Genomic DNA, 14,990 nt, shown 5'->3' with positions numbered 1-14,990 from the left:
ACTTTTCGATGCTAAGCGGTAATACAGTTGTAAAGGATAAATATAATAAAATGGCTATAAAAACACATTTGGTAGTTTCAAGTTTATTGGGTGCAAGTTTTGCAGCCCTAGGCCAAAACTCCTTTATTGTTGAAGATCTCAAAGTTGAAGGATTACAGCGAGTAGCACTGGGTGCTGCATTAACGCATATTCCAATTAACGTAGGCGATAATGTTGATGAGTACACGATTTCAAAAACAATCAAGTCTCTTTATCGCTCGGGTCACTTTGACAATATAAAAGCGCTTCGTGACGGTAATAATGTTATTTTTAAAGTAACAGAGCGCCCAACGATTAGCTTTATTGAGTTTGAAGGTAATAAAGATATTAAAGACGAGCAGCTGACACAGTCGCTTGATCAACAAGATATTCGTCAAGGTGAGCCGTTAGATGAAACGGTTATCGATAACATTGAAAAGGGCTTAGTTGAGTTTTTTCACAGTATTGGTAAATACAACGCGAAAGTTGATATTAGTATTACTAAATTACCGCGTAACCGGGTAAAACTTAAATTAAAATTTGATGAAGGAGATGCCGCATCTATTCGTCAAATTAACTTGGTCGGGAATGAGCTGTTCTCCAATGACGAATTACTGCAGCTGGTTGAATCGAAGCAAGATTTACCTTGGTGGCAGTTTATGGGCAGCGATCGCTACCAAAAACAAACCATTGAAGGCGATTTAGAAAAAATTCGCAGCTATTACCTCGACCGTGGTTACATTCGTTTTAATATAGATTCAACGCAAGTGTCGGTAAGCCCTGAGCGTGATTCAGTGTATGTGACTGCTAACCTCACTGAAGGCGTAAAATACAAAGTAAAAGGCTTTGATTTTATAGGTGATTTACTTGGCCGCGAAGACTTAATTAAAAGCGTGATCCCGCTTCGAGCCGGCGAGCTATATAACGGCTCGGTGGTCACCTCATCAGAAGAGTTTATTAAAAGCTACTTAGCCCGTTTTGGCTATGCCAATGCCGAAGTGCGCACCATTCCAGAAATTGACGACGAAAATCAAGAAGTACAATTAACGCTGTCGGTTAATCCGGGTAAACGTGTTTATGTACGTCGAATTATTGTTGGCGGCAACCAAAATACGGCCGATGAAGTGGTACGCCGTGAGATGACGCAACTGGAAGGGGCGTGGTTATCTAATCAAAGCTTAGAGCGTTCAAAACTACAAATTCAACGTTTGCCGTACATGGAAAAAGTTGATTTTAACGTGGTGCCAGTGCCAGGTGTTGATGACCAAGTGGATGTTGATTTTACTGTTAAAGAGCAATCGGCGGGGAGCTTTAATGCTGGTCTTGCGTATGGTTCCTACTTAGGTCTGCAGTTTAATATTGGCGTAACCGAATCTAACTTTTTAGGGACGGGTAATCAAATTGGTTTTAATATCAACACGTCACGTGGTTCAGAGCGAGTTAGTGTCTCTTACACCGACCCTTACTTTACGCCGGACGGTGTATCGCAAGGCAGCAGTATTTTTTACAGCAACTACGATGCCAGTAAATTTAGCCTGATTGACTACCGTTCAAAAAGCTATGGTTTAGGCACTAACATTGGTTTTCCAATTGATGCGGTGAATCGCATTAACTTTGGTGTACGTTGGATCCAAGAAGAGCTGTCGGATATTGCTGAATATGAGCAAACGCGAATTTTACGTGAAACTTTCTTAGACCCAAATAACCCCGATGCGGGCTTTGACTTTACTAAGTATGAGCTCAGTGTGGGCTGGTCACGTACTACGGTTAACCGTGGCTTATTCCCAACCGCGGGTTCACGTCAAACCTTGAACTTAACCGCAACTACGCCGAACTCTGACTTACAGTACTTTAAGTTAAATTATGATTCGCGTTTTTACTGGCCGATTTCAAATGACCATCGCTGGGTTTTCTCAACCCGTGCCGCATTAGGTTACGGTAATGGTTACGGCACCACTAATGGTTATGATCAAGTATTACCATTCCAAGAGTTTTTCCGTATTACCGAAATGGAATTACGTGGTTTTGATAGAAATACGATATTACCACGCGCTATTTCGCGCATTCCGCAATCGATTCCGGGCACGCCATTACCTGATGGTTCTACCACAGGTAATATCGCGGGCTCGTCTGAGTTTGACCAATTAATACCGCAAGGTCGAATTGGTGGTAACGCGAAGGCGGTAGCGGGTATGGAACTTATTGTGCCAACGCCGTTCTTAGACGAAGAAAACACCAGCTCAGTTCGAACTAGCTTCTTTGTTGACGCTGCGAACGTGTGGGATACCGAGTTTAACGTAGACCGTTACCAAAACTTACCTGCCGATGAGCGTGCCAAGTTAGATGATTACTCTGATCCAATGCGCTTTAGAGTATCAACCGGTTTATCATTACAGTGGATCTCTCCGATGGGTCCTATGCTGATCAGTTTTGCGTATCCATTGCAAAAAGAAGAAGATGACGATACCAAGACGATTAGCTTTAATATTAGTAACACTTTTTAAGGAGTATTTTATGAAAAAATTATTTAAATCAACGGCAGTTGCTGTGTTAGCCACACTTATGATGGGTACTTCAGTTAACGCATTTGCACACAAAGTGGGCATTGTTGATATGCAAGAAATCTACAAGCAAATTCCACAAATGGCTAAAATTGAGCAAGCGTTGCAAGCTGAGTTTGCCGAGCGTCGTCAAGAGCTTGAAAAGCTACAAGGCGATATTCGCTTTGAAGCTGAAAAGTTTAAGCGTGAAAGCACGACCATGAGCCAAGCGCAAAAAGACGCGCTACGTGACAAAATTCAAGGTATGCAAAAAAACTTAGCTGAAGTGGGTCGTCCGCTTGAGCAAGAAATTAAAGCACGCCAAAACCAAGAGCTGGCAAAAGTGCAGGGCTTAATCATTAAAACAATCGAAGATATCGCAAAAGACGGCGACTTTGATGAAGTTAAAGTAAAAGACACTACTATTTACTTTAACCCTAAAAAAGTAACTGACCTTTCAGATAAAGTTGTAACTGCTGTTAGTAAGAAATAAATAAGTTATGCAAAACTATACGCTTTCGCAAATAGCGGAACTTCTAAGCGCCGAGCTACACGGTGATGGCGCTTTAGAAATAACAAAAATAGCTACACTTGCACATGCCCGCTCAGGGCATATTGCATTTTTAGCGAATAAAAAATATCGCGCGCAGCTGGAAACTACGCAAGCAAGCGCGGTTATTGTTAGTGCCGCCGATGCCCCTTACTTTAATGGCAACAAGCTGATTGTTGCTAATCCCTATGTGAGTTATGCCAAACTTGCGCAATTGATGGATACTACGCCCCGCTCAGCGTCTGTGGGTGTGCACCCAAGTGCAGTGATCCATGGCGATGTGCATATTAGTCGCAGTGCTGCCATTGGCGCTAATGTGGTGATAGAAGCCGGCGCAGTGATTGGTGATAACGTACAAATAGGCGCTAATAGTTTTATTGGTGAAAGGGTTAAAATAGGGTCTGGCAGTAAGCTTTGGTCTAATGTCAGCATTTATCATGATGTGGAAATTGGCTCAGATTGTTTATTTCAAGCAAGTAGTGTGATTGGCAGTGACGGCTTTGGTTATGCGAATGAACGCGGGCAATGGATTAAAATTCCACAACTGGGTTCGGTGATCATCGGCGATAAAGTTGAAATTGGCGCCAGTACTACTATAGATCGCGGTGCATTGGACGATACGATCATTCACAGCAATGTGATTATTGATAACCAGTGTCAAATTGCACACAACGTCGAAGTTAACTCAGGCACCGCGATTGCGGGCTGCACAGTACTTGCGGGTAGTGTTACGATAGGTAAAAATTGCCAAATAGGCGGTATGACTGCAATTAATGGTCACATGAGCGTCTGTGATGGTGTTATAATTACCGGCATGAGTATGGTAACTAAGTCAATTACCGAGCCAGGTATTTATTCATCTGGTATGCCGCATACGACTAATAAAGAATGGCGTAAATCAATCGCTCACTTGCGAAACCTTTCTGAAATGAAAAGTCGTATTAAAGCACTTGAACAATTAACCAAGCCATAAACCGTTGAACACTAATGAGGATGCTATTTTGGCAAACGAATTAAATAGCCTAGATATTCAAGAAATTTTAAGTTTATTACCGCATCGTTATCCGATGCTATTAGTTGATAGAGTTATTGACTTTACACCAGGTAAATCGTTGCATGCGATTAAAAATGTGTCGATAAACGAACCGATATTTACTGGGCACTTTCCAAATCAGCCCATTTTTCCAGGTGTACTAATATTAGAAGCAATGGCTCAAGCAACGGGCTTATTAGGCTTTAAAACGGTTGAAAACCGAAGTGAAAATGAACTTTATTTGTTTGCTGCCGTGGACAATGCGCGCTTTAAAAAGCCGGTATTACCGGGTGATACTATGCATTTACACGTTGAATTCTTAAAGGAGCGTCGTAATTTATGGAAGTTTGCAGCTGAAGCAAAAGTCGATGGCCAAGTAGTATGTAGTGCCGAAATTATGTGTGCGAGAAGAGAGTTTTAATTGTGATCCATCCTACCGCAATAATCGAACCAGGCGCAACGCTCGGCAGTAATGTTTCTGTGGGCCCATATAGTTATATTGGCAATGATGTGGTCATTGGCGATAACTGTATTATTGAATCGCATGTTGTTGTTAAAGGCCCATCTACGATAGGCAGCGGCAATCATATTTTTCAATTTGCGTCGGTAGGCGAGGCCTGCCAAGACAAAAAGTACGACAACGAACCAACCCAGCTTATTATTGGCGACAATAATATTATTCGCGAATGTGCCACCATTCACCGTGGTACTATTCAAGATCAGGGCGTTACCATTATAGGCAGTAATAACTTATTTATGGCTTATACCCATGTGGCGCACGATGCGGTGATTGGCGACAACGTTATTTTTGCCAATAATGCCAGTGTTGCAGGGCATGTTCACGTAGGTGACTGGGTTATTCTTGCCGGCAATTCGGGTGTACACCAATTTTGTAAAATTGGCGCGCATGCTTTTGTCGGTATGTACTCGGGTGTTAACAAAGATGTCCCGCCGTTTGTCACTACCATAGGTATGCCAGCAGGACCGGCAGCTATTAATACCGAAGGTATGAAACGTCGTGGCTTTGAAAGCGATGAGATTATGGCCGTACGCCGTGCGTACAAAACCTTTTATCGCAAGAGCTTAAGTGTTGATGAAGCGGTTGCTGCGCTCAGTGAAGACGCCGCTAAGTACCCTGGCGTACAGTTAATGATTGATTTTGTGAAAAGCTCAGAGCGCGGCATCGTAAGATAAACCGCTCACTGTGTTTTAATCACTTAAAGCCACCTTAGATAATAAATCGACGGTGGTTTTTTATTGTTTGCAATTAATTTAGTCAGTCAATGCTCAGCCTAGCTAGGCTAGTATGCGGTTAATTTATATTACAGAAGCTGTACCATGCATTTATCTAAGTTAATTTTCACTGTTATTTGCTGTTTAATTTTAGCCGCTTGTAGTAGCTCTTCGCGGGTTGAACCATCAACAGCTGCGCATACTCAAGTCGGCAAAGCCTCGTTTTATGCTGATAAATATCACGGCAGAACAACTGCCAGTGGTAAGCGCTTCAGTCAACACGCAGCAACAGCCGCCCATTTAACATTTGCTTTTGGCACTAAAGTAACAGTAACTAACTTAGCGAATAATAAATCGGTTGTGGTAACAATAAACGACAGAGGCCCGTATGTGCGTGGCCGTATTATTGATTTATCAAAGGGGATGTTTAAAAAAATAGCCGACCCTAAAGTCGGCGTTATAGATGTATCGCTCACTGTTTTAAATGATTAAAAGCGCGTCGTTAACGACAGATAATCATTATATTCATCGCTAAGCTGTTGATGAGTGCCTTGCGCTATGATGTTGCCATGCTCTAACCAGATAATATTATCCATTTGCGCCAGTAGCGCCGGGTCGTGAGTAATGGTCAGTACACTGGCGTGATTCATAGCATGCATTATTGCCTGCATTACCGCGTGTTTAGCGTGGTTGTCTAGGCCTTCTGTGGGCTCATCGAGCACCAATATAGCGGGTTGTTTAAGTAATGCTTGCGCAATGGCGATGCGCCGTGATTGTCCTTGCGATACCTTGCGTCCACCGGTGCCAAGGCGAGTATCTAAGCCATTCTTTAGTGCATTAAACCATGGCTCAAGCTGCGCAGCTTTAAGCGCCGCGATCATTTGTGCTGCGCTGGCATTAGCGGCGGCGTAACGTAAGTTTTCACCCAGCGTGCCATCAAAAATATGATGCTGCTGCGCTAATATAGTAATTAGCTGTGCACGACTATCGTTATTTAATGCATCTAAAGCCAGCGAACTGTGTTGATTATGTAAGCTAATATTGCCTTGTTGTAGCGGCCATAACCCGGTGAGTAAATTTACCAGTGTGGTTTTACCGCTGCCACTTCGGCCTACTATGGCTACGTGTTGCTGTGGCTTGAGCGTAAAACTAATATCGGTTAATGCCGCGTGCTGATCGTAATGGTAGCTAATATTGTTAAAGGTGAGTGTATAAGCTTGCTCGATGTCGTACTCAGCGAGAGGCAGTTTATTTTTTGCCGTTGAATGAGCCACTTTATCTTCAAGCGTAAATAAGCGCTCTGCCGCGCTCAGCACGCCCGGTAACTCAATAAATGCATTGGGTAATAGCAAGACACTTTCAAAGCTGGCCAATACAAATAAGCTTAGCATGGCAAGCTCTACATTGGGCATAACGCCATTGTATACCAAGGGCACAATAGTGATGATGGCGCCCAGCATGGCTAATTGCACCACCAGTAAACTTAACCCCTCGCTATTGGCTAACGCTTTATGGCGAATATATAATTGTTGATTATAGTGCTCGCTTAGTTGCGCGCATTTAGCTAATTGTTGCGGCCGTGCTTGGTAAATGCTCAGCTCTCTAAGACCGGTTAAGGTATCAGAAAGCTCAGCGCGAAGTTGGGCACTGAGCTCGCTTTCTTTATGGCTGTTTGTGGTTAATTTAGCACTTAATATCGCCGGTAAAATAACCCCGATAAGCACAATTGCGATAAAACAAATGAGTGCAACTTGCGCATTGTAAGCCGACATAAATAACATGATGATTGGCACGCTTAACAGCGCGACTAGCATTGGCAGTAACACGTTTAAGTAAAATTTATCGAGGGCGTCTACATCATTTTGTAAGCGGTTAACGATATCCGCACTGCGGCTCATGGCTAAATCAACATTATTAAGCTTACTTAAGGTGGCAAATACATTGGTGCGTATTTCGCTGAGTAATAAAAACGTGGCGTTATGCGTTACTAACCGCTCACCATAGCGCGAGGCGGTGCGTACAATCGCTAAAAAGCGTATGGTACCTGCTGGGGTAAAGTAGTTCATCTGTACGCCGGCCAGCCCCGCCGCAGCCATCGACGCTAAAAACCAACCAGAAATAGCCAGTAACCCCACATTTGCCAGTACCGTAATAGTGGCTAAAAACGTGCCTAATAACATGGCTTTATAATGCGGTGCGCACAACGCTAATAAGCGCATAAAATTACGCATCTATCACTCCTTGCTGCGCGGTGGTTAATAATTTAGTAAATGCCCCTTGTTGCGCTGCAAGCGCGGCAAACTGACCTTGCTCTACGATTTCGCCATTGCGCATCACCAGGATGTTATCGGCATGTTTCACGGTGTTTAAGCGGTGAGCAATCACCAGCACTAAATTATTTTTCGCATAGTCATTAATCGCAGTTTGAATATGCTGCTCTGTTTGGCTATCAAGGTGCGCGGTGGGCTCATCAAGTACTAAGATAGGCGCTTGTTTAATAAACGCACGGGCAAGGGCGATACGTTGTTTTTGCCCGCCCGACAAGCCTTCGCCTTGCTCACCTAGCAGAGTGTTAAAGCCATTGGGCAGGGTATTGATAAATTCCAGTACGCCAGCTTGTGCAGCTGCATTTTCAAGCTGTTGCTGTGTGGCATGAGGATTGGCTAATTTAATGTTAGCGGCAATGGTATCGTAAAACAGCGTTGCCTGTTGCGGGATCCAAGCGATGCTATTTTGCAGTTGCGTTATATCGGCAGCGGTTAACGTTTGCTGATTAATATGGATGTGATTAATTACCTCAGGGTGAAAGCCTAACAGGCAATCAAAAAGCGTACTTTTCCCAGAGCCGCTACTGCCCACAACCGCAATTAAGCCAGTGCTCGGAAGGGTTAAATTGATATTTTTAATGCCCTCGTTACTCTCGGGATAAGTATAATTAAGCGCGTGAACACTGATTGAGTGAATAGTGTCAAAACGGCTATGCGTGTTAGCGGTCGCTATCGTTGTATTTGTTTCAGTTGGCAGTGGCGTATTTAAAATAGTCACCATGTCAGCGGCAGCGCTAATGCCTTGTAAGCGTGCATGGTAATGACTGCCTAATTGGCGCAGCGGTAAATAAAATTCGGGGGCTAACAACAGCACAACAAAGCCCGTTGCAAAATCGAGGGTGCCAAAAAACAACCTAAAACCAATAATAACCGCAACCAGCGCTACGCTAATGGTGGCTAAAAACTCCAGCGCAAACGAGGATAAGAACGCAATTTTTAATACGTCGAGTGTAGCGTGTCTAAAATCATCTGATATTTTTGCGATTTGTTGCAGCTCGCTGCGCGTTGCATTAAACAGTTTTAATTGGGTTAAGCCTTGTACACGGTCAAAAAAGTAGTTACCTAAAACGGCTAATTGCTGCCACCGTTGCTGATTAAGCGCTTCGGCTTTGGAACCCACTAAAATCATAAAAAAGGGAATAAGGGGCGCGGTTAATAAAAAGATCAGCCCTGCTTTATAATCGGTTGGAAAAATAACCACTAAAATAGCCAGTGGAATCAGTGCGCTGTAGGCCACGCCGGGTAAGTATTTAGCGTAATAGTCGTGTAGGGCTTCAACACCATTGTGCAAGGTATTGAGTGTCGCGCCATGCCCATGTTGCGCTACATAGCTTGGCCCAAGCAGGCTAAGCTTATTAAGTAATGTGTGGCGCATCGCCGATTTTATTTGCAGCGCGGCAAAGGCACTTAAACGCTCACTCAGCGCTAAACAAAGCGCACGCAGTAACACAATGCCAGCTAAAGGCCACAGTAAGTGAGTGACCTCGGTTAAACGGCTGCCTGTAAACATCACGTTATGAATCGCTTGGGCCAATAAATAAGCGCCGGCAATCATTAATAATGCGTTCACGGTGCCCAGTGCAATGCTCAGCTTTAACAACATTGCAGCGGGTTTACTTTGCAGTTTTAAAAAAGCGCGCAACGCTTGCTGCTGCGCGCGATCAGGGCGGGGGTTAGTGGTCATCTTTAGGTGCGTTATTGCCATTGAGTAAATCATGCAGTGCTTGTTCATCTTCAGCAATACTGTTTTTATTTTGCTGAAATTCATACCACATTACATTTATTACCCCTAAGGTACAGGCTAAAAGTACCCCTAAAATCCAAGCGAAATACCACATAGTTTAGTCTCCTTAATAACTGCCGTGAGGGTTGTTTTCTATTTCATCGACGGTGACGCGACGCCACATTTTCACATAACACCAGATGGTGTAAGTTAAAATAATTGGCACAAAAATAACCACCGCAATAAACATCACATTGAGTGTCATATGACTCGATACCGCATCCCACATTGTTAAACTAATATTAGGGTTGTTGCTTGATGGCATAATAAAGGGGAACAATGACACCGCCGCGGTCATAATCACGCCAATTAACATTAGGCTAGTTGCCAACAAGGCCAACGCCGGTTTGTTAAATTTAGAGCACAACAAGGCTATTACTGCCGTGGCAAACGCTAAAATAGGGAAGCTCATGGTCCAAGGGCGCGCGCTGTAATTCGCTAACCATGCGCCCTGTGTGGTGCTCACGGCTTTACCCAACGGGTTTGCATAGCCTTGCGTATCACCCATAGCGACGATTTGATAGCCGTTTAAATTAGCGACCCAGATGCCTGCTACGGCAAATAACACTATAAACACCATCAGTGCATAGCGACCATATTGCGCTGCCCGTGCCGCAACCTGTGCATCAGTACGCAGTTGTAACCACATTCCACCATGAGCAATTAACATGCTCACACTGACTAAGCCTGCGAGTAGCGCAAAGGGGTTCAGTAAAGCAAAAAAAGAGCCTTGGTAACTAACTCGTAATAAGTTGTCGATGCTGTAGGGCACGCCTAAAAACAAGTTACCAATCGCTACGCCAAAAACCAGTGCCGGAATGGCACTGCCGCAAAACAAGCCCCAATCCCAGTTGTTGCGCCAACGCGGCGAGTCTATTTTACTGCGGTAATCAAATCCTAATGGCCTAAAGAATAGGGCAAATAGTACCAACATCATGGCAAAGTAAAAGCCTGAGAATGCGGCGGCATACACCATAGGCCAGGCTGCAAACAGGGCTCCCGCGGCGGTAATTAACCACACTTGGTTACCATCCCAGTGTGGACCGATAGTGTTTATTACAGTACGACGTTCTGAGTCAGTTTTGCCAACCAGGCGCAGCAATATTGCCACGCCCATATCCATGCCATCGGTCACCGCAAAGCCAATAAATAACACGCAGATGATTAACCACCACAGCATTTTTAATGTTTCATAATCAAAAATCATCATTGCTCTCCTTGGTGTGCTGTTGTGTGGTTTGGTAATTCAAAGTGATACTTACCCGTGTGTAACGAGCTGGGGCCTTGCTTAATAAAGCGCAGCATTAACCAACCTTCTACAATGGCAAGGCCGGTATAAAAAATAACAAAACCAGTTAAACTAATTAAAATGTCGTTGACGGTTAAGCTAGAGGTGGCCAAAAAGGTTGGCAGCACTTCCGATATCGCCCAAGGTTGGCGGCCGTACTCAGCCACAATCCAGCCAAACTCTATGGCAATCCAGGGTAGTGGAATACTAAATACGGTGGCCCACAATAACCAGCGTTTTTGCTCAATAACACGCTGCGCGTTGTAATAAAAGGCCAAAATAAATACCCCTAGCATAATAACCCCACAGCCGACCATAATACGGAATGACCAAAACATCGGGCCCACTTTTGGAAATGAGTCTTTAACGGCTTGTTGAATCTGCTGTTCAGTGGCATCGACCACATTGGGGGTATAGCGTTTAAGTAATAAGCCATAGCCTAAGTCGTCTTTGAGGCTGTTAAATTTAGCGATGTTTTCTGGCGTTTCATCACCCCCTCTGAGCTTCTCAAGGTATTGATACGCTATCATGCCATTACGAATACGCACTTCGTGTTGTTTTTCTAGGTCGTTAATACCCGTTACTTGCTCATCGAGAGAGCGGGTGGCAATGATCCCTAACGCGTAGGGGATTTTTACTGCAGCATGCGTAACTTGCTGTTCTGAATCAGGAAAGCCAACTAATGTAAATGCCGCCGGCGCGGGCTCGGTGTGCCATTCGGCTTCAATGGTGGCCAGTTTTACTTTTTGCACTTCACCGACTTCGTACCCAGATTCGTCGCCTAACAAGATCACACAAAATATAGAGGCTAAACCAAAGCCCGATGCCACCGAAAACGACCGCTTCGCAAACGCTAAGTCGCGTCCTTTTAAAATATAATAGCCACTAATACCAAGCACAAACATCGATGCTGCAACATAGCCAGCCGATACGGTATGAATAAATTTAACTTGCGCTACCGGGTTAAATACCAGTTCGGCAAAGCTGGTCATTTCCATGCGCATGGTTTGATAGTTAAACTCTGCGCCCACCGGGTTTTGCATCCAGCCGTTGGCGATTAAAATCCACAACGCCGACATATTGGTGCCCAGCGCCATTAAAAAGGTCGCCATAAGATGTTGGCGCTTTGAGAGTCTATCCCAGCCTAAAAAGAACATGCCCACAAAGGTCGACTCTAAAAAGAACGCCATTAAGCCTTCAATCGCCAAAGGGGCGCCAAAGATGTCGCCCACATAATGGGAGTAATAAGACCAATTAGTACCAAACTCAAATTCCATGGTGAGGCCGGTTGCCACGCCAATTGCAAAGTTGATACCAAATAACTTCCCCCAAAACTTAGTCATATCGCGATAAATTTCGCGGCCGGTCATCACGTAAACCGACTCCATAATCACTAAGATCCAAGTCATACCTATGGTTAACGGTACAAATAAAAAGTGAAACAGGGCGGTAACAGCGAACTGCAATCGCGATAGATCGACAAAGACTTCATCTATCATGTTTAGCTCCTAGTTTGTGTTGCGATACAACACAAAACAAAAATTAGACGGTGTGCTTTTTTGATAAGGTTTCAGTAATTACTGAAACTTCGTTAGTATTTACTTTTGTGTATACGTTGTCAACGTTAATTGCGTCGTAACATAAACTAACGTATGTTTGATGTTTGTACAGTAGCAAAAGTATACAGTAAGGTGTTGGATTTCAGCAAATTTAGCCAGTTCGCTTTAAGCGTTTAATCCAATGCGAAAACGCGGTAAACTAGAGTTAATAAGCGCCTTGTTTTCGTGTGAAAAAATCAAATGAATAAAGAAAAAAAACAACTTCGTATTGGTATTGTGGCAGGCGAACTGTCGGGCGATATATTAGGTGAAGGCTTAATAAAAGCACTTAAAGAGCACTTCCCTGAGGCCATTTTTGAAGGGATTGCCGGGCCCAAAATGCAGGCGCAAGGGTGTAAAACCCTGTTTGACATGGATGAGTTGTCGGTAATGGGGCTAGTTGAAGTACTGGGTCGACTGCCACGTTTACTTAAAATACGCAAGCAACTGGTGCAACACTTTATCGATAATCCGCCCGATGTATTTATTGGTATTGATGCGCCCGACTTTAATTTGCGTGTTGAAAAGCCACTGAAAGACGCGGGGATTAAAACCGTGCAATATGTTAGCCCCTCGGTGTGGGCGTGGCGTGAAAAACGCATTCATACCATTAGTGCGGCGACCAACTTAGTCTTGGCGTTATTACCATTCGAAAAAGAGTTTTACGACAAACACCAAGTCCCTTGTACCTTTGTAGGGCATACTTTAGCAGATGACATTGCTTTAGAGCATGACGACAGCCAAGCGCGCGCAGAGCTCGGACTGGCAGCTGAGGATAAAGTGCTCGCCTTGTTGCCGGGCAGTCGTGGTTCAGAGGTTGGGCTACTGAGTGAAACGTATATTCAAACCGCGGCGCAGTTACAAGCGCAAAATCCAGCGCTAAAAATAGTTGTGCCTTTAGTAAACGAAAAGCGCAAAGTACAATTTAGCGAGATTTTGACCGCGACCGCGCCAACGCTCAAGATTAAGCTACTCGATGGGCAGTCAAAATTAGCAATGCAAGCGGCGGATGCCATTTTATTAGCCTCTGGCACCGCGACACTAGAAGGCATGCTGTATAAAAAGCCGATGGTGGTGGGCTATAAAATAAAGCCACTGAGTTATTGGATCTTTAAAACGTTATTCACTTTTAATATCAAATATTTTTCGTTGCCTAACTTATTAGCCGACGAAGAGTTAGTGCCAGAATTTTTACAAACCGAGTGTAATGTGGCTAACCTAACGGCGGCACTTACGCCTATGCTCAATAGCGATAATAAAGCACTAAAAGCACGCTTTTTAGCCATTCACCAAAATATTCGATTAAATGCCAGCAAACAAGCAGCGAACGCTGTGGCGGAGTTAATAAATGCAGATTGAACGACCTAACGTAACCTTAATTGCCGGTGTTGACGAAGTTGGCCGCGGCCCACTGGTGGGCGATGTAGTGACTGCTGCGGTTATTTTAGATCCCACGAACCCCATTGCTGGGCTGGCTGATTCTAAGAAGTTAACCGATAAAAAGCGCCAAGCATTGGCCAGCGAAATAAAAGAAAAAGCGTTGTGCTTTGCTTATGGTCGCTGTAGTCCCACAGAAATTGACCAGCTGAATATACTACAAGCGACTATGGTCGCCATGACTCGCGCCGTAGCAGGGTTAGCTGTGCAACCAGAATTTGTGTTTATCGATGGTAATCGCATTCCTAAATTACCCATGCCAGCCGAAGCGGTTGTGAAAGGCGACAGTTTAGTGGCAGAAATTTCAGCCGCATCTATTTTAGCCAAAGTGGCACGGGATGAAGAAATGCTGGAGCTGGATAAGCGCCACCCGCAATATGGTTTTGCCGGGCACAAGGGGTACCCTACCAAAGCGCATTTTGCCGCGCTTGAACAATATGGCGCAATTAGCGAACACCGCAAAAGCTTTAAACCGGTGCAGCGGGTATTAGCCCGTGCTAATGGCGAGGCGTAACCATGGCGGCTCCTGATTTTGTACACTTAAGGGTGCACTCCGACTTTTCGATGGTAGATGGCCTTGCCAAAACCAAGCCTATTGTAGCGAAAGCGCAAGAGCTGCAAATGCCTGCGCTGGCAATTACCGATCAAATGAACCTATGTGGCTTGGTGCGCTTTTATGGTGCCAGCCACAATGCCGGTATTAAGCCGATTGTCGGTGCTGATTTTTGGTTGCGTAGCCCCGAATTTGCCGACGAGCCAAGTCGCATCACTATTTTAGCGAAAGATAATCAAGGCTATAAAAACCTCACCTTATTAATTTCTAAAGCGTATCAACGGGGTCATGTATTTCATCGCCCGGTGATAGACAGAGATTGGCTGATTGATTTAAAAGACGGGCTGATTTTGCTCTCTGGCGCTAAAGATGGTGATTTAGGTAAAGCGCTGCTCAAAGGGAATGCCAGCATTGTGGAGTCGGTGGTCAGCTTTTATAAACAGCATTTTAGTGATCATTACTATATTGAGCTGATCAGAACCAATCGTCCGCAAGAAGAAAACTATTTACATATGGCGGTGGAGCTTGCCGCCCAAGAGCAGCTGCCAGTGGTGGCCACTAACGAAGTGGTATTTTTAAAGCCGGAAAACTTTGAAGCACACGAAATTCGCGTGGCTATTTTTGATGGTT

The 14,990-nt window shown here is 44.4% G+C and carries 14 protein-coding genes; 9 read left to right on the top strand and 5 right to left on the bottom strand.

All coding sequences use genetic code 11. The features are described from left to right. Window positions 1-50: 50 nt before the first annotated feature. The 6 genes from bamA to ABYB02_RS08140 all read left to right on the top strand — a co-directional run bounded on the left by bamA (window position 51) and on the right by ABYB02_RS08140 (window position 5,866). Window positions 51-2,522, top strand: a complete 2,472-nt coding sequence (gene bamA, locus ABYB02_RS08165) for an outer membrane protein assembly factor BamA (protein ID WP_372761974.1) — start codon at window positions 51-53, stop codon at window positions 2,520-2,522. Window positions 2,523-2,532: 10 nt separating this feature from the next. Next, window positions 2,533-3,051, top strand: a complete 519-nt coding sequence (locus ABYB02_RS08160) for an OmpH family outer membrane protein (RefSeq protein WP_372761973.1) — start codon at window positions 2,533-2,535, stop codon at window positions 3,049-3,051. A 7-nt stretch (window positions 3,052-3,058) separates the two neighbouring features. Then, complete coding sequence (gene lpxD, locus ABYB02_RS08155) at window positions 3,059-4,081, top strand: UDP-3-O-(3-hydroxymyristoyl)glucosamine N-acyltransferase (RefSeq protein WP_372761972.1); 1,023 nt, start codon at window positions 3,059-3,061, stop codon at window positions 4,079-4,081. A 28-nt stretch (window positions 4,082-4,109) separates the two neighbouring features. Continuing rightward, window positions 4,110-4,562 (top strand): 3-hydroxyacyl-ACP dehydratase FabZ, encoded by a 453-nt coding sequence (fabZ, locus tag ABYB02_RS08150; protein ID WP_372761971.1) that lies wholly within the window; start codon window positions 4,110-4,112, stop codon window positions 4,560-4,562. Between the two features lie 2 nt (window positions 4,563-4,564). Next, window positions 4,565-5,335, top strand: a complete 771-nt coding sequence (gene lpxA, locus ABYB02_RS08145) for an acyl-ACP--UDP-N-acetylglucosamine O-acyltransferase (protein ID WP_372761970.1) — start codon at window positions 4,565-4,567, stop codon at window positions 5,333-5,335. 144 nt (window positions 5,336-5,479) lie between these two features. After that, a complete protein-coding gene (locus ABYB02_RS08140; protein WP_372761969.1) occupies window positions 5,480-5,866 on the top strand; it encodes a septal ring lytic transglycosylase RlpA family protein in 387 nt (128 codons plus the stop codon). Here the strand turns inward: ABYB02_RS08140 and cydC are convergent. The 5 genes from cydC to ABYB02_RS08115 are packed head-to-tail and all read right to left on the bottom strand — an operon-like array spanning window position 5,863 to window position 12,271. Next, on the bottom strand, window positions 5,863-7,605 hold the full coding sequence (gene cydC / locus ABYB02_RS08135) for a thiol reductant ABC exporter subunit CydC (protein WP_372761968.1): 1,743 nt from the start codon (window positions 7,603-7,605) through the stop codon (window positions 5,863-5,865). The two genes, ABYB02_RS08140 and cydC, sit on opposite strands and share 4 nt — an antisense overlap. Then, entirely contained in the window at window positions 7,598-9,385 is a 1,788-nt protein-coding gene (gene cydD, locus ABYB02_RS08130) for a thiol reductant ABC exporter subunit CydD (RefSeq protein ID WP_372761967.1), read from the bottom strand. The genes cydC and cydD overlap by 8 nt, the downstream gene beginning before the upstream one ends. Then, window positions 9,375-9,539, bottom strand: a complete 165-nt coding sequence (gene cydX / locus ABYB02_RS08125; protein ID WP_372761966.1) for a cytochrome bd-I oxidase subunit CydX — start codon at window positions 9,537-9,539, stop codon at window positions 9,375-9,377. Before cydX ends, cydD begins: the two co-directional genes overlap by 11 nt. 12 nt (window positions 9,540-9,551) lie before the next feature. Next, a complete protein-coding gene (cydB, locus tag ABYB02_RS08120; RefSeq protein WP_372761975.1) occupies window positions 9,552-10,691 on the bottom strand; it encodes a cytochrome d ubiquinol oxidase subunit II in 1,140 nt (379 codons plus the stop codon). After that, window positions 10,691-12,271, bottom strand: a complete 1,581-nt coding sequence (locus ABYB02_RS08115; protein ID WP_372761965.1) for a cytochrome ubiquinol oxidase subunit I — start codon at window positions 12,269-12,271, stop codon at window positions 10,691-10,693. Before ABYB02_RS08115 ends, cydB begins: the two co-directional genes overlap by 1 nt. 300 nt (window positions 12,272-12,571) lie before the next feature. Here ABYB02_RS08115 and lpxB point away from each other — a divergent pair, with 300 nt between their 5' ends. From lpxB to ABYB02_RS08100, 3 genes are all read left to right on the top strand, one after another. Next, complete coding sequence (gene lpxB, locus ABYB02_RS08110) at window positions 12,572-13,729, top strand: lipid-A-disaccharide synthase (RefSeq protein ID WP_372761964.1); 1,158 nt, start codon at window positions 12,572-12,574, stop codon at window positions 13,727-13,729. Further along, complete coding sequence (gene rnhB, locus ABYB02_RS08105; protein WP_372761963.1) at window positions 13,719-14,321, top strand: ribonuclease HII; 603 nt, start codon at window positions 13,719-13,721, stop codon at window positions 14,319-14,321. The genes lpxB and rnhB overlap by 11 nt, the downstream gene beginning before the upstream one ends. 2 nt (window positions 14,322-14,323) lie before the next feature. After that, window positions 14,324-14,990, top strand: a 667-nt coding sequence (locus ABYB02_RS08100; protein WP_372761962.1) for a PHP domain-containing protein, incomplete at its 3' end; no start/stop codon positions are given.

The organism is Pseudoalteromonas sp., assembly GCF_041613455.1.
Classification (GTDB): Bacteria; Pseudomonadota; Gammaproteobacteria; order Enterobacterales; family Alteromonadaceae; genus Pseudoalteromonas.
The sequence above is the reverse complement of the archived record's forward strand: the minus strand, read 5'-3'. Positions and strand labels throughout refer to the sequence as shown.